The sequence below is a fragment of the Streptomyces sp. NPDC053513 genome (assembly GCF_044544765.1).
GTDB lineage: Bacteria > Actinomycetota > Actinomycetes > Streptomycetales > Streptomycetaceae > Streptomyces > Streptomyces litmocidini.
The window spans coordinates 346,374-368,608 of the sequence record NZ_JBITXP010000005.1 but is presented as its reverse complement, the minus strand read 5'-3'; the positions used below and the strand labels follow the sequence as shown (position 1 = coordinate 368,608).

33 protein-coding genes are annotated in these 22,235 nt (G+C 69.1%); 29 read left to right on the top strand and 4 right to left on the bottom strand.

The window, feature by feature from the left end; all coding sequences use genetic code 11:
- The first annotated feature begins 343 nt into the window (after positions 1-343).
- Complete coding sequence (locus ACIGW4_RS11870) at positions 344-1,168, top strand: hypothetical protein (protein WP_399579959.1); 825 nt, start codon at positions 344-346, stop codon at positions 1,166-1,168.
- Positions 1,169-1,232: 64 nt separating this feature from the next.
- Here ACIGW4_RS11870 and ACIGW4_RS11865 read toward each other — a convergent pair whose 3' ends face one another.
- Genes ACIGW4_RS11865 through ACIGW4_RS11855 form a run of 3 tightly spaced genes read right to left on the bottom strand, consistent with a single transcriptional unit; the run spans position 1,233 to position 2,429 of the window.
- A complete protein-coding gene (locus ACIGW4_RS11865; RefSeq protein WP_030687838.1) occupies positions 1,233-1,436 on the bottom strand; it encodes a hypothetical protein in 204 nt (67 codons plus the stop codon).
- Entirely contained in the window at positions 1,430-2,161 is a 732-nt protein-coding gene (locus tag ACIGW4_RS11860) for a hypothetical protein (RefSeq protein ID WP_398710155.1), read from the bottom strand. Before ACIGW4_RS11860 ends, ACIGW4_RS11865 begins: the two co-directional genes overlap by 7 nt.
- The gene (locus ACIGW4_RS11855) at positions 2,154-2,429 is read right to left on the bottom strand and encodes a WhiB family transcriptional regulator (protein WP_123457441.1); all 276 of its coding nucleotides are present in this window, start codon (positions 2,427-2,429) and stop codon (positions 2,154-2,156) included. The genes ACIGW4_RS11860 and ACIGW4_RS11855 overlap by 8 nt, the downstream gene beginning before the upstream one ends.
- Before the next feature lie 252 nt (positions 2,430-2,681).
- Between ACIGW4_RS11855 and ACIGW4_RS11850 the strand changes: the two genes are divergently transcribed.
- The 5 genes from ACIGW4_RS11850 to tuf all read left to right on the top strand — a co-directional run bounded on the left by ACIGW4_RS11850 (position 2,682) and on the right by tuf (position 8,007).
- Positions 2,682-3,131 (top strand): helix-turn-helix transcriptional regulator, encoded by a 450-nt coding sequence (locus tag ACIGW4_RS11850; RefSeq protein WP_123454664.1) that lies wholly within the window; start codon positions 2,682-2,684, stop codon positions 3,129-3,131.
- A 521-nt stretch (positions 3,132-3,652) separates the two neighbouring features.
- The gene (gene rpsL / locus ACIGW4_RS11845) at positions 3,653-4,024 is read left to right on the top strand and encodes a 30S ribosomal protein S12 (protein WP_003948652.1); all 372 of its coding nucleotides are present in this window, start codon (positions 3,653-3,655) and stop codon (positions 4,022-4,024) included.
- A gap of 2 nt (positions 4,025-4,026) precedes the next feature.
- Positions 4,027-4,497, top strand: a complete 471-nt coding sequence (gene rpsG, locus ACIGW4_RS11840; protein ID WP_015035567.1) for a 30S ribosomal protein S7 — start codon at positions 4,027-4,029, stop codon at positions 4,495-4,497.
- 39 nt (positions 4,498-4,536) lie between these two features.
- Entirely contained in the window at positions 4,537-6,663 is a 2,127-nt protein-coding gene (gene fusA, locus ACIGW4_RS11835) for an elongation factor G (protein ID WP_123454668.1), read from the top strand.
- 150 nt (positions 6,664-6,813) lie between these two features.
- Positions 6,814-8,007, top strand: coding sequence for an elongation factor Tu (gene tuf, locus ACIGW4_RS11830; RefSeq protein WP_123454669.1), 1,194 nt, complete (start codon positions 6,814-6,816; stop codon positions 8,005-8,007).
- Between the two features lie 138 nt (positions 8,008-8,145).
- On the opposite strand, the gene ACIGW4_RS11825 is transcribed toward tuf, so the two are convergent.
- Entirely contained in the window at positions 8,146-10,140 is a 1,995-nt protein-coding gene (locus ACIGW4_RS11825; protein WP_399579952.1) for a PIG-L family deacetylase, read from the bottom strand.
- Positions 10,141-10,317: 177 nt separating this feature from the next.
- Between ACIGW4_RS11825 and ACIGW4_RS11820 the strand changes: the two genes are divergently transcribed.
- The 23 genes from ACIGW4_RS11820 (at position 10,318) to rplO (ending at position 22,068) form a co-directional block, all read left to right on the top strand.
- Positions 10,318-10,680 carry a YciI family protein gene (locus ACIGW4_RS11820; RefSeq protein ID WP_030687822.1) on the top strand — a complete coding sequence of 121 codons (363 nt, stop codon included), beginning with the start codon at positions 10,318-10,320 and terminating at the stop codon, positions 10,678-10,680.
- A gap of 31 nt (positions 10,681-10,711) precedes the next feature.
- Positions 10,712-11,953 (top strand): RNA polymerase sigma factor, encoded by a 1,242-nt coding sequence (locus ACIGW4_RS11815; protein ID WP_399579949.1) that lies wholly within the window; start codon positions 10,712-10,714, stop codon positions 11,951-11,953.
- A gap of 430 nt (positions 11,954-12,383) precedes the next feature.
- Positions 12,384-12,692 carry a 30S ribosomal protein S10 gene (gene rpsJ, locus ACIGW4_RS11810; RefSeq protein WP_003948644.1) on the top strand — a complete coding sequence of 103 codons (309 nt, stop codon included), beginning with the start codon at positions 12,384-12,386 and terminating at the stop codon, positions 12,690-12,692.
- A 13-nt stretch (positions 12,693-12,705) separates the two neighbouring features.
- Positions 12,706-13,350, top strand: a complete 645-nt coding sequence (gene rplC, locus ACIGW4_RS11805; protein WP_030687820.1) for a 50S ribosomal protein L3 — start codon at positions 12,706-12,708, stop codon at positions 13,348-13,350.
- A gap of 7 nt (positions 13,351-13,357) precedes the next feature.
- Complete coding sequence (rplD, locus tag ACIGW4_RS11800; protein ID WP_123454675.1) at positions 13,358-14,008, top strand: 50S ribosomal protein L4; 651 nt, start codon at positions 13,358-13,360, stop codon at positions 14,006-14,008.
- Entirely contained in the window at positions 14,008-14,331 is a 324-nt protein-coding gene (gene rplW / locus ACIGW4_RS11795; protein ID WP_041130775.1) for a 50S ribosomal protein L23, read from the top strand. The genes rplD and rplW overlap by 1 nt, the downstream gene beginning before the upstream one ends.
- A 40-nt stretch (positions 14,332-14,371) precedes the next feature.
- Positions 14,372-15,208 carry a 50S ribosomal protein L2 gene (rplB, locus tag ACIGW4_RS11790; protein ID WP_030208986.1) on the top strand — a complete coding sequence of 279 codons (837 nt, stop codon included), beginning with the start codon at positions 14,372-14,374 and terminating at the stop codon, positions 15,206-15,208.
- Positions 15,209-15,220: 12 nt separating this feature from the next.
- Positions 15,221-15,502, top strand: coding sequence for a 30S ribosomal protein S19 (rpsS, locus tag ACIGW4_RS11785; RefSeq protein ID WP_015035577.1), 282 nt, complete (start codon positions 15,221-15,223; stop codon positions 15,500-15,502).
- A gap of 42 nt (positions 15,503-15,544) precedes the next feature.
- Positions 15,545-15,892: a 50S ribosomal protein L22 gene (gene rplV / locus ACIGW4_RS11780; RefSeq protein WP_031012097.1), complete on the top strand. Its 348-nt coding sequence runs from the start codon at positions 15,545-15,547 to the stop codon at positions 15,890-15,892.
- Positions 15,892-16,728 (top strand): 30S ribosomal protein S3, encoded by an 837-nt coding sequence (gene rpsC / locus ACIGW4_RS11775; protein WP_123454677.1) that lies wholly within the window; start codon positions 15,892-15,894, stop codon positions 16,726-16,728. The genes rplV and rpsC overlap by 1 nt, the downstream gene beginning before the upstream one ends.
- 5 nt (positions 16,729-16,733) lie before the next feature.
- Complete coding sequence (gene rplP / locus ACIGW4_RS11770) at positions 16,734-17,153, top strand: 50S ribosomal protein L16 (RefSeq protein WP_017239579.1); 420 nt, start codon at positions 16,734-16,736, stop codon at positions 17,151-17,153.
- Positions 17,153-17,377: a 50S ribosomal protein L29 gene (gene rpmC, locus ACIGW4_RS11765; RefSeq protein WP_017239580.1), complete on the top strand. Its 225-nt coding sequence runs from the start codon at positions 17,153-17,155 to the stop codon at positions 17,375-17,377. The genes rplP and rpmC overlap by 1 nt, the downstream gene beginning before the upstream one ends.
- Positions 17,377-17,658, top strand: coding sequence for a 30S ribosomal protein S17 (gene rpsQ, locus ACIGW4_RS11760; protein WP_123454679.1), 282 nt, complete (start codon positions 17,377-17,379; stop codon positions 17,656-17,658). The genes rpmC and rpsQ overlap by 1 nt, the downstream gene beginning before the upstream one ends.
- Before the next feature lie 128 nt (positions 17,659-17,786).
- A complete protein-coding gene (gene rplN, locus ACIGW4_RS11755) occupies positions 17,787-18,155 on the top strand; it encodes a 50S ribosomal protein L14 (protein ID WP_003956455.1) in 369 nt (122 codons plus the stop codon).
- Positions 18,156-18,157: 2 nt separating this feature from the next.
- Positions 18,158-18,469, top strand: coding sequence for a 50S ribosomal protein L24 (gene rplX / locus ACIGW4_RS11750; protein WP_041130777.1), 312 nt, complete (start codon positions 18,158-18,160; stop codon positions 18,467-18,469).
- Entirely contained in the window at positions 18,466-19,023 is a 558-nt protein-coding gene (gene rplE, locus ACIGW4_RS11745; RefSeq protein WP_123454681.1) for a 50S ribosomal protein L5, read from the top strand. Before rplX ends, rplE begins: the two co-directional genes overlap by 4 nt.
- Before the next feature lie 5 nt (positions 19,024-19,028).
- Positions 19,029-19,214: a type Z 30S ribosomal protein S14 gene (locus ACIGW4_RS11740; protein WP_003948630.1), complete on the top strand. Its 186-nt coding sequence runs from the start codon at positions 19,029-19,031 to the stop codon at positions 19,212-19,214.
- Between the two features lie 220 nt (positions 19,215-19,434).
- Positions 19,435-19,833, top strand: coding sequence for a 30S ribosomal protein S8 (rpsH, locus tag ACIGW4_RS11735; RefSeq protein ID WP_041130779.1), 399 nt, complete (start codon positions 19,435-19,437; stop codon positions 19,831-19,833).
- A gap of 21 nt (positions 19,834-19,854) precedes the next feature.
- Positions 19,855-20,394, top strand: a complete 540-nt coding sequence (gene rplF, locus ACIGW4_RS11730) for a 50S ribosomal protein L6 (RefSeq protein ID WP_123454683.1) — start codon at positions 19,855-19,857, stop codon at positions 20,392-20,394.
- A gap of 3 nt (positions 20,395-20,397) precedes the next feature.
- Positions 20,398-20,781 carry a 50S ribosomal protein L18 gene (gene rplR / locus ACIGW4_RS11725; protein WP_030687809.1) on the top strand — a complete coding sequence of 128 codons (384 nt, stop codon included), beginning with the start codon at positions 20,398-20,400 and terminating at the stop codon, positions 20,779-20,781.
- Between the two features lie 45 nt (positions 20,782-20,826).
- Complete coding sequence (rpsE, locus tag ACIGW4_RS11720) at positions 20,827-21,429, top strand: 30S ribosomal protein S5 (protein WP_007265914.1); 603 nt, start codon at positions 20,827-20,829, stop codon at positions 21,427-21,429.
- Positions 21,429-21,611 (top strand): 50S ribosomal protein L30, encoded by a 183-nt coding sequence (rpmD, locus tag ACIGW4_RS11715; protein WP_041130781.1) that lies wholly within the window; start codon positions 21,429-21,431, stop codon positions 21,609-21,611. The genes rpsE and rpmD overlap by 1 nt, the downstream gene beginning before the upstream one ends.
- Before the next feature lies 1 nt (position 21,612).
- A complete protein-coding gene (rplO, locus tag ACIGW4_RS11710) occupies positions 21,613-22,068 on the top strand; it encodes a 50S ribosomal protein L15 (RefSeq protein ID WP_030209011.1) in 456 nt (151 codons plus the stop codon).
- Positions 22,069-22,235: the final 167 nt, after the last annotated feature.

The following is a 22,235-nucleotide window of genomic DNA, read 5'->3' as shown; positions in this document are numbered from 1 at the left end:
TTCTCCTCGTGAGGAAGGGGAGGGGCGGGACGGGTGGTGCGGGGCCCGCGCGGTGCGCGGGTGGTGCGGGGTGCCGCCCGGGGCGCTCGACGCGGGGAAGGGGCGGGAGCCGCGGAGCGCTCCCGGACGGCGAACGGCGGAGACCGCGGCCCGTCTCGCGGGCACAGCTCCGCCGCTGCACCAACTGTGACAGAGAGCGTGCGCGCACGCAACTAGTTCCGGGGCCGGGCCGGGAAGCGGCGCGACGCCCCGTGCGCACGGGGCTCCGCCCGGAGTGACCCTTCGGCCCGGGCGGCGGAAGGCGAGCGTTAGGTTGGGCCTCCCGAATCACCAGGAGCCGCCCGTGTCCCCCCGCCCCCGCCTGCTCTACGTGACCGACCTCGCTTACCCCGCCCGTGGCCGTCGGTACGGCGACGAGGACGTGTGGCTCACCGCCCGGCTGCGCGGGAGCTTCGACCTGGCGCTCTGTCACCCGCTCGACGCCGCCGCCCTCATGGACGGCTTCGACGCCCTCGTCGTCCGCAACAGCGGGCCGGTCATCGGGTACCAGGAGGAGTACGAGGCCTTCCGCGAGCGGGCCCGCGCGCTCGGCGCCCGGGTCTACAACCCCCTCCACGGCCGCGGCGACATGGCCGGCAAGCAGTACCTCCTCGACCTCACCGCCGCCGGGCACCCCGTCATCCCCACCGTCGACCGGGCCGAGGACCTCCCCCTCCTGCCGGAGGCCGCCGCGTACGCGGTCAAGCCGAAGGCCGGCGCCGACTCCATAGGGCTGCGGTTCCTCCCGTACGAGAAGCTCTCGGGGCTCACGTACGGCGAGATCCTCGTCCAGCCGCGCGTCGACTTCCGGTACGAGGTTTCCTTCTACTTCGTCGACGACCTCTTCCAGTACGCCCTGTACGCCCCCGACCCCGAGCGCCGCTGGGTCCTGGAGCCGTACGAACCCACCGCCGACGACCTCGCCTTCGCGCGCCGCTTCATCGACTGGAACACCCTCGACCACGGCATCCAGCGCGTCGACGCCTGCCGCGCCCCCGGCGGCGAGCTGCTCCTCGTCGAGCTGGAGGACCTCAACCCGTACCTCTCCCTCGACCGCGTCCCCGAGGAGACCCGCGACCGCTTCGCCGCCGCCTTCACCGACTCCCTCCACCGCTTCCTGGAGGCGTGACACGGCGGCACGACGAAGCGCCCCGCGTCCGGGAGGGACGCGGGGCGCTTCGGGTACGGGGCGGTCAGGCGGTGCGGGGGCGGCGGCGGGCCAGGCGTTCCGCCGCGAAGACGTCCTCCAGGCGGAAGAGCTGCGCCCGCCCCGCCCGGCCCGCGGCGCGCAGGTGCCCGAGCTGGACCCACTTGCGGATCGTCGCGGGCGCCACCCCCGCCTCCTCGGCGGCCAGCGGGCCGGGGACCAGCGTGGGCAGGGCGGGCGAGCTCAGCATGAGGTCTCCTTCGGGTCGTCCATCGCGGTCTCGATCTCCTCGGTGCGGGTCCCCGCGGCCTCCGACAGCTCCTCCCACCGGTCCTCCGGCCACAGGTGCCGGTAGGCGGGGTCGTCCTGGCAGCCGCACACCTCGTCGGTGCAGACGCAGGCCGGGTTCACGCACAGCACCGCGCGCCGGTCCGGGAACGCCCGCAGCGACACCGAGTCGCACCAGGGGCAGCGGCCCGAGACCCGCACGATCGTCTCCGCGTCGCCGAGCGTCCGGGCGCAGCGCCGGGCCATCCTGCGGATCTCGTCCCGCACGTGCCGGACCAGGTCCGGATGGGCCGCGATCCGGTCGAGCAGCGCCACGAGGCGCCGGAGGCGGTCGATCACCCCGGCGCGGGGTGGGCGGGGCAGCGCGAGCCGGGCGCAGACCGCCTCCTCCAGTTCCACCACCCCGTCGGTGATGTCGCGGATGGCGTCGGAGACGTGCAGCCGGATCGGGGCGGCCCCGTGGCCGGGGACGGCGAGCCCGTGCCGCTGTTCGAGCAGCAGCGCCTCCCGGCGCTCCTCGCGGATCAGCTCGTCGCGGCCGGCGGGGGAGGGGCCGGTGGGGGAGGGGGCGGGCCCGCGCCGGCCGGGCGCGAGCTCCTCGGCGAGCTCGGGGAACTGCCGCACCAGGGAGGCGGTCCAGAGCGTGATGTCCCGCAGCACGGGCTCGGTGTCGGTGCGGTCAGCCACGGCGGGTGCTCCCCTTCGAGGCGAGCGCCTTCGCCACGCGGTGGGCGTCCGCCGGGCGGCCGTTGCGCCAGAGGCGGCCCGCGCAGACGCCGTCGAAGTAGCTCTCGGCCGGGGCCACCGCGGTCTCGCACTCGCTCCGTACGGGGCAGGAGGCGCAGGCCCGCAGGGCGGGGGCGGCCTCCTTGGCGCGGCGGGCGAAGACGACGGACGGGGAGAGGCCGGCGCACGCGGCGGAGGCCTGCCAGGGGGACGGGTCGGGATGGAACAAGGGGTTCTCCACGGTCCGGGGCCCGCCGGGGCCGTCCATGGGGCCGGTGGGGCGCCTGGGGCTCAGGGGGCCGACGAGTGCGGCGGCGAGCCAGACTTGCACGTTGCGTGCGAGCGCGCAACAAAAATCAAAAGGGTCATGACCAGCCCTTCACCGATTCGACACGATTGCGTGCCCGAAAGCACGTAATTCCGTGCGCGCAAGCACGCTAAGGTATGGGATCCGGAGGGTGGGGAGCGAGGAGCGGTACACATGAGCACTCACGGGCTCGACGAGTTCGCAGGCTGGGTGGAAGGCCTGATGAGACAGCGCGGCTACGACATCGACAGCCCGCGCGGTGGCGGGAAGTCCCGGATCGCGGACGAGGCCGGCGTCCATCGCGCCGCCGTCACGCGCCTGCTGCAGCGGCAGAGCATGCCGGACCTGGAGACCATGCGTCGGATCGCCCCGCTGCTCGGCGTCTCCGTCCGCGACATGCTCATCCGGTCCGGCCGCGTGACCCCCGAGGAGCTCCCGATGGCGGCGGACCTGCTGCCGCCGAGCGACTGGCAGCCCTCGATGGAGGACTTCGCGCGCTGGCTGGGCGTGCCGGACGAGCGCATGGGCGTCTTCGTCAAGGTCGTCAACCAGTTCCTGGAGCCCGACGCCGACGCGGCGGACGCCGGCGAGGCCGTCGAGCCCCGCCGCACCGCCCGGGACTGACCCGCGCCGACCCGCGCCGACCGGCGCCGGATCGCTTCCGGGTGACTGCCGGACCGCTTCCGGGCCCGCGCCCCGGGCCGTCCCGGAGGGCTTCTGTCCGGGCCCGGGCCGCGGTCGTTCCGGATCTCGTCCGGGCCTGCGGCCCGGCCTGCGCCCCGGCCCGGCCCGGGCCTCGTCCCGGAGTGGCCGGGCCCGGGTCGGGGGCCTGTGGCGGAGTCTCCCGGAGCCGGGCCGGGGCGCCGTGCAGGAACGATCCGGTCCCGCCCCCGGCCGGGGCCCCGTGCGCGTGGGCATTTGTTTTGACCGGAGTCCGTGCGATAGGTACGCTCAAGCCTTGTGCCTGGGGTGTGCCTGGGCTCCCGTGCGTGTCCTCAACCGCACGGCGAGTCATATACCGGCCGCCGCGATCCGCGCTTTTTCCGCCCCGTGCGGAGGTCCGCGAGATTCGACACGCCCGACCGCGTGGGTCGGTGAATGTTCCAGGTTAGTTTTACCGACGGCACACAGAAACCGGAGAAGTAGTGCCTACGATCCAGCAGCTGGTCCGTAAGGGCCGGCAGGACAAGGTCGAGAAGAACAAGACGCCCGCACTCGAGGGTTCCCCTCAGCGTCGCGGCGTCTGCACGCGTGTGTTCACGACCACCCCGAAGAAGCCGAACTCGGCCCTCCGTAAGGTCGCGCGTGTGCGTCTGACCTCCGGCATCGAGGTCACGGCCTACATCCCGGGTGAGGGTCACAACCTGCAGGAGCACTCCATCGTGCTCGTGCGCGGTGGCCGTGTGAAGGACCTGCCGGGTGTTCGCTACAAGATCATCCGCGGTTCCCTCGACACGCAGGGCGTCAAGAACCGTAAGCAGGCTCGCAGCCGCTACGGCGCCAAGAAGGAGAAGTAAGAATGCCTCGTAAGGGCCCCGCCCCGAAGCGCCCGGTCATCATCGACCCGGTCTACAGCTCTCCTCTTGTCACCTCGCTGATCAACAAGATCCTGCTGGACGGCAAGCGTTCCACCGCCGAGCGCATCGTGTACGGCGCCATGGAGGGTCTTCGTGAGAAGACCGGCCAGGACCCGGTCATCACGCTGAAGCGCGCTCTCGAGAACGTCAAGCCGGCCCTCGAGGTCAAGTCCCGCCGTGTCGGTGGCGCCACCTACCAGGTGCCGATCGAGGTCAAGCCGGGCCGCGCGTCCACGCTCGCCCTCCGCTGGCTCGTCGGTTACTCCCGCGCCCGTCGCGAGAAGACCATGACCGAGCGCCTCATGAACGAGCTCCTCGACGCCTCGAACGGCCTCGGAGCTGCGGTCAAGAAGCGTGAGGACACGCACAAGATGGCCGAGTCCAACAAGGCCTTCGCGCACTACCGCTGGTAGTCGCAACCCACATCGAGACCGAGAGAAGACTGAAGCCTTATGGCTACCACTTCGCTTGACCTGGCCAAGGTGCGCAACATCGGCATCATGGCCCACATCGACGCGGGCAAGACGACCACCACCGAGCGGATCCTGTTCTACACCGGCGTTTCGTACAAGATCGGTGAAGTCCACGACGGCGCTGCCACGATGGACTGGATGGAGCAGGAGCAGGAGCGCGGCATCACGATCACGTCCGCCGCGACGACCTGCCACTGGCCGCTCGAGAATGTCGATCACACGATCAACATCATCGACACGCCGGGTCACGTCGACTTCACCGTCGAGGTGGAGCGTTCGCTGCGCGTGCTCGACGGTGCTGTCACCGTGTTCGACGGTGTGGCCGGCGTCGAGCCCCAGTCCGAGACCGTCTGGCGTCAGGCGGACCGCTACGGCGTTCCGCGCATCTGCTTCGTCAACAAGCTCGACCGGACCGGTGCCGACTTCCTCCGCTGCGTCGACATGATCGTGGACCGCCTCGGCGCGACCCCGATCGTCATGCAGCTTCCGATCGGTGCCGAGGCCGACTTCGAGGGCGTCATCGACCTCGTCCGCATGAAGGCTCTTGTCTGGTCCGCCGAGGCCACCAAGGGCGAGATGTACGACGTCGTCGACATCCCGGCGGACAAGCTCGAGCTCGCCGAGGAGTACCGCGGCAAGCTCGTCGAGACGGTCGCGGAGAACGACGAGGAGCTCATGGAGCTCTTCCTCGAGGGCGTCGAGCCCACCGAGGAGCAGCTCTACGCCGCCGTCCGTCGCATCACCATCGCCTCCGGCAAGGGCGGCGAGACCACGGTCACCCCCGTGTTCTGTGGCACCGCGTTCAAGAACAAGGGCGTTCAGCCCCTGCTCGACGCGGTCGTCCGCTACCTGCCGTCCCCCCTGGACGTCGAGGCCATCGAGGGCCACGACGTCAAGGACGCCGAGACCGTCGTCAAGCGCAAGCCGTCCGACGACGAGCCGCTGGCCGCCCTCGCGTTCAAGATTGCGAGCGACCCGCACCTCGGCAAGCTCACCTTCGTCCGGATCTACTCCGGTCGCCTGGAGGCCGGCACCGCGGTGCTGAACTCCGTCAAGGGCAAGAAGGAGCGCATCGGCAAGATCTACCGCATGCACGCGAACAAGCGTGAGGAGATCGACTCGGTGGGCGCCGGCGACATCGTCGCCGTCATGGGCCTCAAGCAGACCACCACCGGTGAGACGCTGTGCGACGAGAAGAACCCGGTCATCCTGGAGTCCATGGACTTCCCGGCGCCGGTCATCCAGGTCGCCATCGAGCCCAAGTCCAAGGGTGACCAGGAGAAGCTGGGTGTCGCCATCCAGCGTCTCGCGGAGGAGGACCCCTCCTTCCAGGTCCACTCGGACGAGGAGACCGGCCAGACCATCATCGGTGGTATGGGCGAGCTTCACCTCGACATCCTCGTCGACCGCATGCGTCGCGAGTTCAAGGTCGAGGCGAACGTCGGCAAGCCGCAGGTCGCGTACCGCGAGACGATCCGCAAGGCCGTCGAGCGCGTGGACTTCACCCACAAGAAGCAGACCGGTGGTACCGGTCAGTTCGCCAAGGTGCAGATCGCGATCGAGCCCATCGAGGGTGGCGACGCCTCCTACGAGTTCGTGAACAAGGTCACCGGTGGCCGCATCCCGAAGGAGTACATCCCTTCGGTCGACGCGGGTGCGCAGGAGGCCATGCAGTTCGGCATCCTGGCCGGCTACGAGATGACGGGCGTCCGCGTCATTCTTCTCGACGGTGCCTACCACGAGGTCGACTCCTCCGAGCTCGCGTTCAAGATCGCCGGTTCGCAGGCCTTCAAGGAGGCCGCGCGCAAGGCTTCTCCCGTCATCCTCGAACCGATGATGGCCGTCGAGGTCGTCACGCCCGAGGACTACATGGGTGAGGTCATCGGCGACATCAACTCCCGCCGTGGCCAGATCCAGGCCATGGAGGAGCGCAGCGGCGCCCGCGTCGTGAAGGGCCTCGTGCCGCTCTCGGAGATGTTCGGCTACGTCGGAGACCTCCGCAGCAAGACCTCGGGTCGCGCAAGCTACTCGATGCAGTTCGACTCCTACGCCGAGGTTCCGCGGAACGTCGCCGAGGAGATCATCGCGAAGGCCAAGGGCGAGTAACTCTCCCGAGTTCACGCTTTAGGCTTGACACCAGTCACCGGGGCTCAGCCCCCGAAACCCGAGGGATCGGGCCCCGGTTACTGGCATCCCAGCAAAGATCACCTGGCGCCGATGAAGCAAGGCGTTCAGAACCACTCCAGGAGGACCCCAGTGGCGAAGGCGAAGTTCGAGCGGACTAAGCCGCACGTCAACATCGGCACCATCGGTCACATCGACCACGGTAAGACGACCCTCACGGCCGCCATTACCAAGGTGCTGCACGACGCGTACCCGGACCTGAACGAGGCCTCGGCCTTCGACCAGATCGACAAGGCTCCCGAGGAGCGCCAGCGCGGTATCACCATCTCGATCGCGCACGTCGAGTACCAGACGGAGTCGCGTCACTACGCGCACGTCGACTGCCCCGGTCACGCCGACTACATCAAGAACATGATCACGGGTGCCGCGCAGATGGACGGCGCCATCCTCGTGGTCGCCGCCACCGACGGCCCGATGCCGCAGACCAAGGAGCACGTCCTCCTTGCTCGCCAGGTCGGCGTTCCGTACATCGTCGTCGCCCTGAACAAGGCCGACATGGTGGACGACGAGGAGATCCTGGAGCTCGTCGAGCTCGAGGTCCGTGAGCTCCTCTCCGAGTACGAGTTCCCGGGCGACGACCTGCCGGTCGTCCGCGTCTCCGCGCTCAAGGCCCTCGAGGGCGACAAGGAGTGGGCGGACAAGCTCCTCGGTCTGATGAAGGCCGTCGACGAGTCCATCCCGCAGCCCGAGCGTGACGTCGACAAGCCGTTCCTGATGCCGATCGAGGACGTCTTCACGATCACCGGTCGTGGCACCGTCGTCACCGGTCGTATCGAGCGTGGTGTCCTCAAGGTCAACGAGACCGTCGACATCATCGGCATCAAGACCGAGAAGACCACCACCACGGTCACCGGCATCGAGATGTTCCGCAAGCTGCTCGACGAGGGCCAGGCCGGTGAGAACGTCGGTCTGCTCCTCCGTGGCATCAAGCGCGAGGACGTCGAGCGCGGCCAGGTCATCATCAAGCCGGGCTCGGTCACCCCGCACACCAAGTTCGAGGCCCAGGCCTACATCCTGTCGAAGGACGAGGGTGGCCGTCACACCCCGTTCTTCAACAACTACCGCCCGCAGTTCTACTTCCGTACCACGGACGTGACCGGCGTCGTGACCCTCCCCGAGGGCACCGAGATGGTCATGCCGGGCGACAACACCTCCATGTCCGTCGAGCTGATCCAGCCCGTCGCCATGGAGGAGGGCCTGAAGTTCGCCATCCGTGAGGGTGGCCGGACCGTCGGCGCCGGCCAGGTCACCTCGATCACCGCCTGATCGTGATCTGACCTGGTAGCTCGTACGAGCTGCTGAGCAGTGAGGGAAGGCCCCGCACCGAGAGGTGCGGGGCCTTCTCGCATGTCCGGAGCCCTACGGTCGCCAGCCCTACGGTCGCCAGCCCTACGGTCGCCAGCCCTACGGTCGCCAGCTCCACGGGTGGGCGTCCGCGCCCAGACCCACCACGGTCGCCCCGTGGGGGCCCAGGTGGAGAGCGGTCGAGACGGCCGTCCCCTTCCGGGAGTGGAGCCGGCCGCCGCTCCTGAGCGCCGTCCGCCCCTTCCCGTCCGTGCCGAGCAGCACGGTCCCGAGCGCCGCCGACCGCGCGGCGACCACGGCCCCGTACCCGTCGAGACCGGCGTCGCCGCCCGGGCCGGTGAGCCGGGCGGACGCCGGCGCCCGGTGGTACAGCGCGCCGCCCGCGCTCGCCACCGTGGAACCGGAGAGCGGCAGCGCGGCCCGCTGGAGGACGCCGTCCACCCAGTGCCGTACGGCGTCCCGGCCCGCCGCGTACAGATGCACCCGGCCGGCCGCGTCCGCCGAGACGGCCAGACCGTCCTGGACCTCCGCGCCACCGGGCAGCGGCCGCCACGGGGACCAGGAGCCGTCCGCCGCCCGGACCCGCGTCGAGACGCCCTTGTCGGCGTTCCGTACGAAGAGGTGGACCCGGCCGTCGGGGGCCGCGAGGGCCACCGGGGCGCCGATCCTGCGGCCCCGGTCGTCCGAGCGCTCCGGGTTTCCCAGGCCCCGCCAGGCCAGGAAGGCGCCGCCGGGGGACCGCTGCTCCAGGAGCACCACCTCGCGCCGGTTGGCCCCGCCGTGCCCGTCGAGCGCGGCGAACCGCACCCCGAGGAGCAGTACCCGGCCGTCGCGGAGCACCGCCGAGCCGAGCGCGGGCGCGAGCGGGCCGCCGCCCAGGTCCACCGGCTCGCCCCAGACGCCGGGTGCGGACTCCCGCCAGCGGACCGCGCGCAGCCCGAGGACCCCGTACGCCGCGAGCCGGCCGCCCGGCTCCTCGACGAGGGCCGGGCCCGCGCCCGGCCAGCGGTGGTGCGTGGAGCGCACCCAGCCCTTGCGGTTGGTCAGCGGCCGGTCGCCGCCGACGCCGTAGTCACCGCAGCCGGAGGGGTTCCCGCACTCCCAGGACGGGTCGCCGCCGTACGGGACGAGCCGGGCGGCCTTCTCCGCCAGGACCGCGGGCGGGAGGTTCTTGGGCCAGTGGCGGTTGTAGTAGCCGCGGAAGGCGGTGGTGGTGAAGGCCGGGACCGGTTCGCCGTCCCGGACCGCGTCCGAGACCCAGCGGCACAGCGCGGCCCAGGTGAAGGAGGCGACCGCCGTGTGGTCCCCGTGGTCGGCGTACCCCGGCTGCTCGGAGTCCCGCCTCCGCGTCGCCTCGTCGCTGTGCTGGATGTCGGGGTCCGGGTCCAGGGTGTGCACGACGGTGGGCCGGTGGAGGCGGAGCAGGCCGACGAGGACGTCGACCAGCCGGTCGTAGTCGTAGGTGTCGGCGCGGGTGACGGGGGAGTCGGCCGACAGGTGGGTGCGCAGCTCCAGGGCCCGGTCCTGCCAGAGCGAGGGCAGGGCCATGTAGCGGCGGTGGGTGTGCATCGGCAGGTCGAGGAAGACCAGCTCGACCCTGCGGGAGCCGTGCGCGAGGGTGTCGGACTCGGCCCGCCGGCCGCCAGGGAGCGTCAGCACCTCGCGGCGCCACGGCGTGAACGCGGGCAGGCCGAGCGCCACCGCGTACGACTGGCGCAGGCCCTGCCGGCGGGCGGAGGAGTAGGCCGCCCGGTCCGGGGGAGTCTCCGGCATCCCCGCGATCCGGTTCCGGCCGGTGTGCTCGCCGGCCGTCACGTACACGGAGACGAGCGGGACGCCCGCGTCGAGCAGCCGCTGCGTGTCCGGGTTCATGAAGTACAGGTCGTCGTCCGGGTGCGCGGAGAACTGCATGAGCAGGGCCCGCCGGGTCCGAGCGGAGGCGATCGGCCTGCCCGGCGCCGGATCGGCCGTCGGCGCGGTCCGGCGCGGCTCCGGTACGGAACACCCGGCGGCGGCCGCGGTGACCGCGAGGGCGGCGGCGAGAACCGTCCGCCGGCGGGGTGGAGTCTGCAAGGCGTGGCCCCCTTCGCTCATCAGTCCACGGGAAGACGGATGTGCGAGCTGTGGGGTTGTGTCCCGAGGGCCCTTCGGGGAGATCTTCGAAAAAAGATCTTGAAAATGATGCGGGCGGATGTCGAGAGCGCGATCCTGGCAACGACCGAAGGGTGACAGCGCGCCACCGGGGCGGGCGGGACGGGGAGGACACCCGAGATGAAGTACGTCGCGATGATCTACGGCAACCAGGCCAAGTGGGACTCCTTCCCGGCCGAGGCCTGGCCCGAGGCGATCGCCCGGCAGGAGGCCTTCAACCGCAGGTACCGGGAGAGCGGCGAGCTGATCGGCGCGTACGGCCTCGCCGACGCGGCCGCCGCCCAGCTCGTCCGGCGCGAGGGCGGCGCCCCCGCGGTCACCGACGGCCCGTACCTGGAGACCAAGGAGTACCTCGCCAGCTTCTACCTGCTCGACTGCGACAGCCTGGAGCGGGCCCAGGAGATCGCCGCCGACATGCCCTTCGCGGACGTCGACCCCGTCGAGCTGTGGCCGGTGCTGCACGAGTCCGCGGCGGACGTGTGACCGGCGCGCACCGGATCGGAGACCGACCGCTGTGAGCGGCCCGTACGGGATCGAGGACCTGCTGCGCACCCACGCGCCGCAGGTCCTCGGCGCGCTCGTCCGCCGTCACGGCACCTTCGACCTCTGCGAGGACGCCGTCCAGGAGGCCCTGATCGCGGCCGCGCGGCAGTGGCCCGAGGAGGGGGTGCCCGAGAACCCGCGCGGCTGGCTGCTGACCGTCGCCGGCCGCAGGTTCGTCGACCTGGTGCGCGCCGAGGCCGCCCGGCGCCGCCGGGAGGACGCCGTCGCGCTCGCCACCCCGGACGCCGAACTCCTCGCCCGCGCCGCCGACGACGTGCCGGACGCCGACCGGGACGACTCCCTGTCCCTGCTCTTCCTCTGCTGCCGCCCGGAACTGTCGCCGCCCAGCCGGATCGCGCTCACCCTGCGGGCCGTCGGCGGCCTCACCACCGCGCAGATCGCGGCCGCCTTCCTCGTCCCCGAGTCGACCATGGCGCAGCGGATCAGCCGGGCCAAGCAGACGATCAGGGCCGGCGGCTGGACGCTCGCGCTGCCCGAGGGCGAGGACCGCACCGCCCGGCTCGCCGAGGTGCGGCACGTGCTCTACCTCGTCTTCAACGAGGGGTACACGACCAGCGGCGGCGACGCGCTCACCGCGCCCGAGCTGTCCACGGAGGCGATCCGGCTGACCCGGATGCTGCACCGGCTGCTCCCCGACGACGAGGAGACGGCGGGCCTGCTCGCGCTGATGCTGCTCACCGACGCCCGCCGCCCGGCCCGCACGGGCCCGCACGGGGAACTCGTACCGCTCGCGGAGCAGGACCGGGGGAGCTGGGACGAGGGGTTGGTCGCCGAGGGAGTGGAGCTGCTCGGCCGGACCCTGCCGCGGGGCCGGGTCGGCCCGTACCAGCTGCAGGCGGCGATCGCGGCCGTGCACGACGAGGCCCCGTCCGCCGAGGCCACGGACTGGCCGCAGATCCTCGCCCTGTACGAGCTCCTGGAGCGCACCGGGCCGAATCCGATGGTCACCCTCAACCGCGCGGTTGCCGTCGCCATGGTCCACGGCCCGCGGGCCGGTCTGGAGCTCCTCGACGGCCTCGCGGCGGACCGGCTGCTCGCCCGGAACCACCGCCTCCTCGCGACCCGCGCACATCTCCTCGAACTCCTCGGGGAGAAGGAGGACGCGGCCGTCGCCTACCGGGAGGCGGCCCGGCACACCACGAGCGCGCCCGAGCGGCGGCATCTGACGGAGCGGGCCCGGCGCCTGGGATGAGGGCGGAGCGGGGGCGTGCGCATGGGAAGTGCGCGCCCCGGCGCATGGGCATACGTGACGTGGGGTACAGTCTTCGATCCCGATTGGCGGCCGGATGGCCCCGTATGGCAGACTAGCGGGGTTGCTCGGTTGAGTGCCGATGCTGCGCGCCTCCCGTCGGGAGGACCGGAAGCGAGTCCCACAGTACTCGTCGCCCCTTCTCAGGGGCGGACGTACGGGAATCTTCTGGGAAGCGTCAGCGGGGTGCCGACCAGGCGCCCGGTGGGTGATTGCCCCCGAACCGCGGTCACGGCGACCGTGCCCCCTTGGTTGGGAAGTCCTCAGGGACTTCTGCGTAGAGGGAGCGCGACACGCCCGACCGCGTGGGTCGGAGGAAACCGCGAACGCACCGGGTTCCAGAGCGTTACGAGACAAAGGACTACTAGTAGCCATGGCGGGACAGAAGATCCGCATCCGGCTCAAGGCCTACGACCACGAGGTCATCGACTCCTCGGCGAAGAAGATCGTCGAGACGGTGACCCGCACTGGTGCGTCGGTCGCGGGCCCGGTGCCGCTGCCCACTGAGAAGAACGTGTACTGCGTCATCAAGTCGCCGCACAAGTACAAGGACTCGCGCGAGCACTTCGAGATGCGCACGCACAAGCGCCTCATCGACATCCTCGACCCCACGCCGAAGACGGTCGACTCGCTCATGCGTCTCGACCTGCCGGCTGGCGTCGACATCGAGATCAAGCTCTGAGGTGACGCGCGAGATGGCTAAGAACATCAAGGGCATCCTGGGCGAGAAGCTCGGCATGACGCAGGTCTGGGACGAGAACAACCGGGTCGTCCCGGTGACCGTCGTCAAGGCCGGCCCGAATGTCGTGACCCAGGTCCGTACGAACGACGTCGACGGCTACGAGTCGGTCCAGATCGCCTTCGGCGAGATCGACCCGCGCAAGGTGAACAAGCCCCTCAAGGGCCACTTCGCCAAGGCCGACGTCACCCCGCGCCGCCACCTGGTGGAGCTCCGCACCGCTGACGCCTCCGAGTACACGCTCGGCCAGGAGATCACCGCCGAGGTCTTCGAGGCCGGCGTGAAGGTCGACGTCACCGGCAAGAGCAAGGGCAAGGGCTTCGCCGGTGCGATGAAGCGCCACAACTTCCGTGGTGGCAAGGCCTCGCACGGTGCCCACCGCGTGCACCGCAAGCCCGGTTCGATCGGTGGCTGCGCCACCCCGGGCCGTGTCTTCAAGGGCATGCGCATGGCCGGTCGCATGGGCAACGAGCGTGTGACCACCCAGAACCTGACCGTCCACGCCGTTGACGCCGAGAAGGGTCTGCTGCTCATCAAGGGCGCCGTCCCCGGCCCCAACGGTGGCCTCGTCCTGGTCCGCACCGCGGCCAAGGGGGTTTGAGGAACCGATGAGCACCATTGACATCCTTTCGCCGTCTGGCGACAAGGCCGGGACCGTCGAGCTCCCCGAGGAGATCTTCGGCGCCAAGGTCAGCGTCCCGCTGATCCACCAGGTCGTCGTCGCGCAGCTGGCCGCGGCCCGTCAGGGCACGCACAAGACCAAGACCCGTGGCGAAGTCCGCGGTGGTGGCAAGAAGCCTTACCGCCAGAAGGGCACCGGCCGCGCCCGTCAGGGTTCGACCCGCGCCCCGCAGTTCGCCGGTGGTGGCGTCGTGCACGGTCCCGTGCCGCGTGACTACTCGCAGCGGACCCCGAAGAAGATGAAGGCCGCCGCCCTCCGCGGTGCCCTGTCGGACCGGGCGAACCACTCCCGCATCCACGTCGTCACCGGCGTGGTCGAGGGTGAGATCTCCACCAAGGCCGCCAAGACGCTGTTCGGCAAGATCTCGGAGCGCAAGAACCTGCTCCTGGTCGCCGAGCGCTCCGACGAGGCCGCGTGGCTGTCCGCTCGTAACCTGCCCCAGGTGCACATCCTGGAGCCGGGCCAGCTCAACACGTACGACGTGATCGTCTCCGACGACGTGGTCTTCACCCAGGCCGCCCTCGAGTCCTTCGTGTCTGGCCCCCAGACCGCTGAGACCGAAGGGAGCGACGCCTGATGACTGAGGCCGTCGTCACCAGCAAGACCTTCTCGGACCCGCGCGACATTCTCGTCAAGCCGGTCGTCTCGGAGAAGAGCTACGCCCTGCTGGACGAGAACAAGTACACGTTCATCGTCGCGCCTGGCTCCAACAAGACCCAGATCAAGCAGGCCGTCGAGGCGGTCTTCTCGGTCAAGGTCACCGGGGTCAACACGATCAACCGGCAGGGCAAGCGCAAGCGCACCCGCACCGGTTTCGGTAAGCGTGCCAACACCAAGCGCGCCATCGTGACCCTTGCCGAGGGCAACCGTATCGACATCTTCGGCGGTCCGACCGCCTGACGGCGGTCTGGATCGTCCGGAATCGGACGAGGACTGAGAAATGGGAATCCGCAAGTACAAGCCGACTACGCCGGGCCGTCGTGGCTCCTCCGTAGCCGACTTCGTCGAGATCACGCGGTCCACGCCGGAGAAGTCGCTGGTCCGCCCCCTGCACAGCAAGGGCGGCCGTAACAACACCGGTCGTGTGACCGTCCGCCACCAGGGCGGTGGCCACAAGCGTGCCTACCGTGTGATCGACTTCCGTCGTCACGACAAGGACGGCGTGCCGGCCAAGGTCGCTCACATCGAGTACGACCCCAACCGCACCGCGCGCATCGCGCTCCTCCACTACGTGGACGGCGAGAAGCGCTACATCATCGCCCCCAAGGGTCTGACCCAGGGCGACCGCGTCGAGAACGGCCCGGGCGCGGACATCAAGCCCGGCAACAACCTGGCGCTCCGCAACATCCCGGTCGGTACCACGATCCACGCGATCGAGCTCCGTCCCGGTGGCGGTGCCAAGTTCGCCCGCTCGGCCGGTGCCTCCGTGCAGCTGCTGGCGAAGGAGGGCACGATGGCCCACCTCCGCATGCCGTCCGGTGAGATCCGTCTCGTCGACGCCCGCTGCCGCGCCACCATCGGCGAGGTCGGCAACGCCGAGCAGTCGAACATCAACTGGGGCAAGGCCGGCCGCAAGCGCTGGCTGGGCGTTCGCCCGACCGTCCGCGGTGTGGCGATGAACCCGGTCGACCACCCGCACGGTGGTGGTGAGGGCAAGACCTCCGGTGGTCGCCACCCGGTCTCCCCGTGGGGTCAGAAGGAGGGTCGTACTCGTTCGCCGAAGAAGGCTTCGAACAAGTACATCGTCCGCCGCCGCAAGACGAACAAGAAGCGCTAGGAGCGGGTTTAGATGCCGCGCAGTCTCAAGAAGGGACCCTTCGTCGACGGCCACCTCGTCAAGAAGGTGGACGCCCAGAACGAAGCCGGTACCAAGAACGTCATCAAGACCTGGTCCCGTCGCTCGATGATCATCCCGGCCATGCTCGGCCACACGATCGCGGTGCACAACGGCAAGACCCACATTCCGGTGTTTGTCACCGAGTCGATGGTCGGCCACAAGCTCGGCGAGTTCTCGCCGACGCGCACCTTCCGGGGTCACGTGAAGGACGACCGGAAGTCGAAGCGCCGCTAACAGCGGGGTGGAATGACCATGACAGACACTGGAAGGACAACCATGGAAGCCAGGGCCCAGGCGCGGTACATCCGCGTCACGCCCATGAAGGCCCGCCGCGTGGTGGACCTTATCCGTGGCATGGACGCCACGGAGGCTCAGGCGGTCCTGCGTTTCGCCCCGCAGGCCGCGAGCGTGCCGGTTGGCAAGGTGCTGGACAGCGCCATCGCCAACGCCGCGCACAACTACGACCACACGGACGCCTCTTCGCTGTACATCAGCGAGGCGTTCGTCGATGAGGGCCCGACCCTGAAGCGGTTCCGTCCGCGTGCCCAGGGCCGTGCCTACCGGATCCGTAAGCGGACCAGCCACATCACCGTGGTCGTCAGCAGCAAGGAAGGAACCCGGTAATGGGCCAGAAGGTTAACCCGCATGGGTTCCGGCTCGGCATCACCACGGACTTCAAGTCCCGCTGGTACGCCGACAAGCTGTACAAGGACTACGTCAAGGAAGACGTCGCCATCCGTCGGATGATGACGTCCGGCATGGAGCGCGCCGGCATCTCGAAGGTCGAGATCGAGCGCACCCGTGACCGCGTGCGTGTGGACATCCACACCGCCCGTCCGGGCATCGTCATCGGCCGCCGTGGCGCCGAGGCCGACCGCATCCGCGGCGACCTCGAGAAGCTCACGGGCAAGCAGGTCCAGCTGAACATCCTCGAGGTCAAGAACCCCGAGATGGACGCCCAGCTGGTCGCCCAGGCCGTCGCCGAGCAGCTCTCCTCCCGCGTCTCCTTCCGTCGTGCCATGCGCAAGAGCATGCAGGGCACGATGAAGGCCGGCGCCAAGGGCATCAAGATCCAGTGCGGCGGTCGTCTCGGCGGCGCCGAGATGTCCCGCTCGGAGTTCTACCGCGAGGGCCGTGTGCCCCTGCACACGCTCCGCGCGAACGTCGACTACGGCTTCTTCGAGGCCAAGACCACCTTCGGCCGCATCGGCGTGAAGGTCTGGATCTACAAGGGCGACGTCAAGAACATCGCCGAGGTCCGCGCCGAGAACGCCGCTGCCCGTGCGGGCAACCGCCCGGCGCGTGGCGCCGGCGCCGGCGACCGCCCGGCCGGCCGTGGCCGTGGTGGCGAGCGTGGCGGCCGCGGCCGCAAGCCGCAGCAGTCGGCTCCGGCCGCCGAGGCCCCCAAGGCCGAGGCTGCCGCCGCTGCTCCGGCTGAGAGCACCGGAACGGAGGCCTGACCGACATGCTGATCCCCCGTAGGGTCAAGCACCGCAAGCAGCACCACCCGAAGCGCTCCGGCGCCAGCAAGGGTGGTACGCAGGTCGCGTTCGGCGAGTACGGCATTCAGGCCCTCACGCCGGCGTACGTGACCAACCGCCAGATCGAGGCGGCTCGTATCGCGATGACCCGCCACATCAAGCGTGGCGGCAAGGTCTGGATCAACATCTACCCGGACCGCCCGCTGACGAAGAAGCCCGCCGAGACCCGCATGGGTTCCGGTAAGGGTTCTCCGGAGTGGTGGATCGCGAACGTCAAGCCGGGTCGGGTGATGTTCGAACTGTCCTACCCGAACGAGAAGATCGCGCGCGAGGCCCTGACCCGTGCGGCCCACAAGCTGCCGATGAAGTGCAAGATCGTGAAGCGCGAAGCAGGTGAGCTGTGATGTCGGCCGGTACCAAGGCGTCCGAGCTGCGCGAGCTGGGCAACGAGGAGCTTCTCAACAAGCTCCGCGAGGCCAAGGAAGAGCTGTTCAACCTCCGCTTCCAGGCGGCGACGGGCCAGCTCGAGAACCACGGTCGGCTCAAGTCCGTCCGTAAGGACATCGCCCGGATCTACACCCTGATGCGTGAGCGCGAGCTGGGCATCGAGACGGTGGAGAACGCCTGATGAGCGAGAACAACGTGACTGAGAAGACCGAGCGCAACGCCCGCAAGGTCCGTGAGGGCCTCGTCGTCAGCGACAAGATGGACAAGACCGTCGTCGTCGCTGTCGAGGACCGCGTCAAGCACGCGCTGTACGGCAAGGTCATCCGCCGTACGAACAAGCTCAAGGCTCACGACGAGCAGAACGCTGCCGGCATCGGCGACCGCGTCCTCCTGATGGAGACCCGGAAGCTGTCCGCCACGAAGCACTGGCGCGTCGTCGAGATCCTCGAGAAGGCCAAGTAAGGAATTTCCCGCAAGGGAAATCCCAAAGTTCAGCCTGAGGGGACTTTCCTCAGGTCAGTTCCGCCAGGCTCGGCAGGGGCTTCTTCCGAAGCCCCTGCCGGGAACCGGCAGACAATCAGGAGATAGACGTGATCCAGCAGGAGTCGCGACTGCGTGTCGCCGACAACACTGGTGCCAAGGAGATCCTTTGCATCCGTGTTCTCGGTGGCTCGGGTCGCCGCTACGCGGGCATCGGTGACGTCATCGTCGCCACCGTCAAGGACGCGATCCCCGGTGGCAACGTGAAGAAGGGTGACGTCGTCAAGGCGGTCATCGTTCGCACCGTCAAGGAGCGCCGCCGCCAGGACGGCTCGTACATCCGCTTCGACGAGAACGCCGCTGTCATTCTCAAGAACGACGGCGACCCTCGTGGCACCCGTATCTTCGGCCCGGTCGGCCGTGAGCTGCGCGAGAAGAAGTTCATGAAGATCATCTCGCTCGCGCCGGAGGTGCTGTAAGCATGAAGATCAAGAAGGGCGACCTGGTCCAGGTCATCACCGGTAAGGACAAGGGCAAGCAGGGCAAGGTCATCACGGCCTTCCCCGCCGAGAACCGCGTCCTGGTCGAGGGTGTCAACCGGGTCAAGAAGCACACCAAGGCCGGCCCCTCGCAGGCCGGTGGCATCGTCACGACCGAGGCTCCGGTCCACGTCTCCAACGTCCAGCTGGTCGTGGAGAAGGACGGCAAGAAGGTCGTCACGCGTGTCGGTTACCGCTTCGACGACGAGGGCAACAAGATCCGCGTTGCCAAGCGGACGGGTGAGGACATCTGATGGCTACCACCACTCCGCGTCTCAAGACGAAGTACCGCGAGGAGATCGCGGGCAAGCTGCGTGACGAGTTCAAGTACGAGAACGTCATGCAGATCCCCGGCCTCGTGAAGATCGTGGTCAACATGGGTGTCGGCGACGCCGCCCGTGACTCGAAGCTGATCGACGGTGCGATCCGCGACCTCACCACGATCACCGGTCAGAAGCCGGCCGTCACCAAGGCCCGCAAGTCCATCGCGCAGTTCAAGCTGCGCGAGGGTCAGCCGATCGGTGCCCACGTCACGCTCCGTGGCGACCGCATGTGGGAGTTCCTGGACCGCACCCTGTCGCTCGCGCTTCCGCGCATCCGCGACTTCCGCGGCCTGTCCCCCAAGCAGTTCGACGGCCGTGGCAACTACACCTTCGGTCTCACGGAGCAGGTCATGTTCCACGAGATCGACCAGGACAAGATCGACCGTGTCCGGGGTATGGACATCACCGTGGTGACCACGGCGACCAACGACGACGAGGGCCGTGCCCTTCTGCGTCACCTCGGCTTCCCCTTCAAGGAGGCGTAAGCGAGATGGCGAAGAAGGCTCTCATCGCGAAGGCTGCCCGCAAGCCCAAGTTCGGCGTGCGTGGCTACACGCGCTGCCAGCGCTGTGGTCGTCCCCACTCCGTGTACCGCAAGTTCGGCCTCTGCCGCGTGTGCCTCCGTGAGATGGCTCACCGTGGCGAGCTGCCGGGCGTGACCAAGAGCTCCTGGTAACTCCCTTCCGTCCTTTGGACGTTAGGGACAACCGGAGTCTCTCGGTAAGCATTGGGTCGGCGGAGGCCCACCCCCGCATGCCTTAGGCTTGTGGGGTTGGGCGTCCGCCGCCCGTACGACTTACTACGCCGTAGGTCCCCGCGCCGCACCCGTCCCGCCCCTGTGTGGGGAGAGGGATGGCGCACTGGAAACCCCGGCGAGAGAGGCCGAAGGCCAATTCATGACCATGACTGATCCGATCGCGGACATGCTGACTCGTCTGCGTAACGCGAACTCGGCATACCACGACTCCGTGACGATGCCGCACAGCAAGATCAAGTCCCACATCGCGGAAATCCTCCAGCAGGAGGGCTTCATCACGGGCTGGAAGGTCGAGGACGCCGAGGTCGGCAAGAACCTCGTGCTCGACCTCAAGTTCGGTCCGAACCGTGAGCGCTCCATCGCGGGCATCAAGCGGATCTCGAAGCCGGGCCTCCGGGTTTACGCGAAGTCCACCAACCTGCCGAAGGTCCTCGGCGGCCTGGGCGTGGCGATCATCTCCACGTCCCACGGTCTCCTGACCGGTCAGCAGGCGCAGAAGAAGGGCGTGGGTGGGGAAGTCCTCGCCTACGTCTGGTAGTCGGGAACGGAGGAATAGCTAATGTCGCGTATTGGCAAGCTCCCCATCACGGTTCCCGCCGGCGTGGACGTCACCATCGAGGGCCGCACGGTCACGGTCAAGGGTTCCAAGGGCACCCTGACCCACACCGTCGCCGCGCCGATCGAGATCGTTAAGGGCGAGGATGGCGTGCTCAACGTCAACCGTCCGAACGACGAGCGTCAGAACAAGGCCCTGCACGGCCTGTCCCGCACGCTGGTGGCCAACATGATCACCGGTGTGACCCAGGGGTACGTGAAGGCGCTCGAGATCAGCGGTGTCGGTTACCGCGTGGCCGCGAAGGGCTCCGCTCTGGAGTTCCAGCTCGGCTACAGCCACCCGATCGTGGTCGAGGCGCCCGAGGGCATCTCGTTCAAGGTCGAGTCGCCGACCAAGTTCTCGGTCGAGGGCATCGACAAGCAGAAGGTCGGCGAGGTCGCCGCCAACATCCGCAAGCTTCGCAAGCCCGACCCCTACAAGGCCAAGGGCGTGAAGTACGCGGGCGAGGTCATCCGCCGCAAGGTCGGAAAGGCTGGTAAGTAAGCCATGGCATACGGTGTGAAGATCGCCAAGGGCGACGCCTACAAGGGCGCCGCCAAGAAGCGCCGCCACATCCGCATCCGCAAGAACGTGTCGGGTACGGCGGAGCGTCCGCGCCTCGTCGTGACGCGTTCCAACCGCGGCATCACCGCTCAGGTCATCGACGACCTCAAGGGTCACACCCTTGCGTCGGCGTCGACCCTGGACGCGTCGATCCGCGGCGGCGAGGGTGACAAGTCCGCGCAGGCCAAGCAGGTCGGCGCCCTGGTCGCCGAGCGCGCCAAGGCCGCCGGCGTCGAGGCTGTCGTGTTCGACCGTGGTGGCAACAGGTACGCCGGGCGCATTGCCGCTCTGGCTGACGCCGCCCGCGAAGCCGGGCTGAAGTTCTAAGCCCCGGTTCCGGGACTAACGGACGTAACAGAGAGAGGTAATCCAATGGCTGGACCCCAGCGCCGCGGCAGCGGTGCCGGTGGCGGCGAGCGGCGGGACCGGAAGGGTCGCGACGGTGGCGCTGCCGCCGAGAAGACCGCGTACGTTGAGCGCGTTGTCGCGATCAACCGCGTCGCCAAGGTTGTCAAGGGTGGTCGTCGCTTCAGCTTCACCGCGCTCGTCGTGGTGGGTGACGGTGACGGCACCGTAGGTGTCGGTTACGGCAAGGCCAAGGAAGTTCCCGCGGCCATCGCCAAGGGCGTCGAGGAAGCCAAGAAGAACTTCTTCAAGGTTCCCCGCATCCAGGGCACCATCCCGCACCCGATCCAGGGCGAGAAGGCGGCCGGCGTTGTCCTGCTGAAGCCTGCTTCCCCCGGTACCGGTGTTATCGCCGGTGGCCCGGTGCGCGCCGTTCTGGAGTGCGCCGGCGTTCACGACATCCTGTCGAAGTCGCTCGGCTCCGACAACGCGATCAACATCGTGCACGCGACCGTGGAGGCCCTCAAGGGCCTGCAGCGTCCCGAGGAGATCGCGGCTCGCCGTGGTCTGCCCCTCGAGGACGTCGCTCCCGCGGCTCTGCTCCGTGCGCGTGCTGGGGCGGGTGTGTAATGGCTCGCCTCAAGGTCACGCAGACGAAGTCGTACATCGGCAGCAAGCAGAACCACCGCGACACCCTCCGTTCCCTGGGCCTCAAGCGCCTGGGTGACGTGGTTGTCAAGGAGGACCGCCCCGAGTTCCGCGGCATGGTGCACACCGTCCGCCACCTCGTGACGGTCGAGGAGGTTGACTGACATGGCGGAGAACAACCCGCTGAAGGCCCACAACCTCCGTCCGGCCCCGGGCGCCAAGACCGCCAAGACCCGTGTGGGTCGTGGTGAGGCGTCGAAGGGTAAGACGGCCGGTCGTGGTACGAAGGGCACGAAGGCCCGCTACCAGGTTCCGGAGCGCTTCGAGGGTGGGCAGATGCCCCTCCACATGCGCCTCCCGAAGCTGAAGGGCTTCAAGAACCCCTTCCGCACCGAGTACCAGGTCGTGAACCTGGACAAGCTGGCCGCGCTCTACCCGCAGGGTGGCGAGGTCACGGTGGCCGACCTGGTCGCCAAGGGTGCCGTTCGCAAGAACCAGCTCGTCAAGGTCCTGGGCCAGGGCGAGGTCTCCGTGGCGCTGCAGGTGACGGTCGACGCCGTCTCCGGCTCCGCCAAGGAGAAGATCGCCGCCGCCGGCGGCACGGTCACCGAGCTCGTCTGAGCCTCGGTCGACAGCTGAAGAAGCCCGGCCGGTTCCCCCTCGGGGGAGCCGGCCGGGCTTCTTTCGTGCGCGGTCGCACGTGTGCCCACGTGCTCGTGCGCGCTCGTGCGCATGCGTCCGCGGAGGATCCCGCGGAGCGGGGGCGGGACCGCTGCCGAGGCGGGCCC

Coding starts and splice junctions, on each gene's coding strand:
- ACIGW4_RS11865 (WP_030687838.1), bottom strand. CDS start 1,436: ATGCTGAGCTCGCCCGCCCTGCCCACGCTGGTCCCCGGCCCGCTGGCC.
- ACIGW4_RS11850 (WP_123454664.1), top strand. CDS start 2,682: ATGAGCACTCACGGGCTCGACGAGTTCGCAGGCTGGGTGGAAGGCCTG.
- rpsG (WP_015035567.1), top strand. CDS start 4,027: ATGCCTCGTAAGGGCCCCGCCCCGAAGCGCCCGGTCATCATCGACCCG.
- fusA (WP_123454668.1), top strand. CDS start 4,537: ATGGCTACCACTTCGCTTGACCTGGCCAAGGTGCGCAACATCGGCATC.
- ACIGW4_RS11825 (WP_399579952.1), bottom strand. CDS start 10,140: ATGAGCGAAGGGGGCCACGCCTTGCAGACTCCACCCCGCCGGCGGACG.
- ACIGW4_RS11820 (WP_030687822.1), top strand. CDS start 10,318: ATGAAGTACGTCGCGATGATCTACGGCAACCAGGCCAAGTGGGACTCC.
- rpsJ (WP_003948644.1), top strand. CDS start 12,384: ATGGCGGGACAGAAGATCCGCATCCGGCTCAAGGCCTACGACCACGAG.
- rplC (WP_030687820.1), top strand. CDS start 12,706: ATGGCTAAGAACATCAAGGGCATCCTGGGCGAGAAGCTCGGCATGACG.
- rplD (WP_123454675.1), top strand. CDS start 13,358: ATGAGCACCATTGACATCCTTTCGCCGTCTGGCGACAAGGCCGGGACC.
- rplW (WP_041130775.1), top strand. CDS start 14,008: ATGACTGAGGCCGTCGTCACCAGCAAGACCTTCTCGGACCCGCGCGAC.
- rplB (WP_030208986.1), top strand. CDS start 14,372: ATGGGAATCCGCAAGTACAAGCCGACTACGCCGGGCCGTCGTGGCTCC.
- rpsS (WP_015035577.1), top strand. CDS start 15,221: ATGCCGCGCAGTCTCAAGAAGGGACCCTTCGTCGACGGCCACCTCGTC.
- rplV (WP_031012097.1), top strand. CDS start 15,545: ATGGAAGCCAGGGCCCAGGCGCGGTACATCCGCGTCACGCCCATGAAG.
- rpsC (WP_123454677.1), top strand. CDS start 15,892: ATGGGCCAGAAGGTTAACCCGCATGGGTTCCGGCTCGGCATCACCACG.
- rplP (WP_017239579.1), top strand. CDS start 16,734: ATGCTGATCCCCCGTAGGGTCAAGCACCGCAAGCAGCACCACCCGAAG.
- rpmC (WP_017239580.1), top strand. CDS start 17,153: ATGTCGGCCGGTACCAAGGCGTCCGAGCTGCGCGAGCTGGGCAACGAG.
- rpsQ (WP_123454679.1), top strand. CDS start 17,377: ATGAGCGAGAACAACGTGACTGAGAAGACCGAGCGCAACGCCCGCAAG.
- rplX (WP_041130777.1), top strand. CDS start 18,158: ATGAAGATCAAGAAGGGCGACCTGGTCCAGGTCATCACCGGTAAGGAC.
- ACIGW4_RS11740 (WP_003948630.1), top strand. CDS start 19,029: ATGGCGAAGAAGGCTCTCATCGCGAAGGCTGCCCGCAAGCCCAAGTTC.
- rpsH (WP_041130779.1), top strand. CDS start 19,435: ATGACCATGACTGATCCGATCGCGGACATGCTGACTCGTCTGCGTAAC.
- rplF (WP_123454683.1), top strand. CDS start 19,855: ATGTCGCGTATTGGCAAGCTCCCCATCACGGTTCCCGCCGGCGTGGAC.
- rplR (WP_030687809.1), top strand. CDS start 20,398: ATGGCATACGGTGTGAAGATCGCCAAGGGCGACGCCTACAAGGGCGCC.
- rpsE (WP_007265914.1), top strand. CDS start 20,827: ATGGCTGGACCCCAGCGCCGCGGCAGCGGTGCCGGTGGCGGCGAGCGG.
- rpmD (WP_041130781.1), top strand. CDS start 21,429: ATGGCTCGCCTCAAGGTCACGCAGACGAAGTCGTACATCGGCAGCAAG.
- rplO (WP_030209011.1), top strand. CDS start 21,613: ATGGCGGAGAACAACCCGCTGAAGGCCCACAACCTCCGTCCGGCCCCG.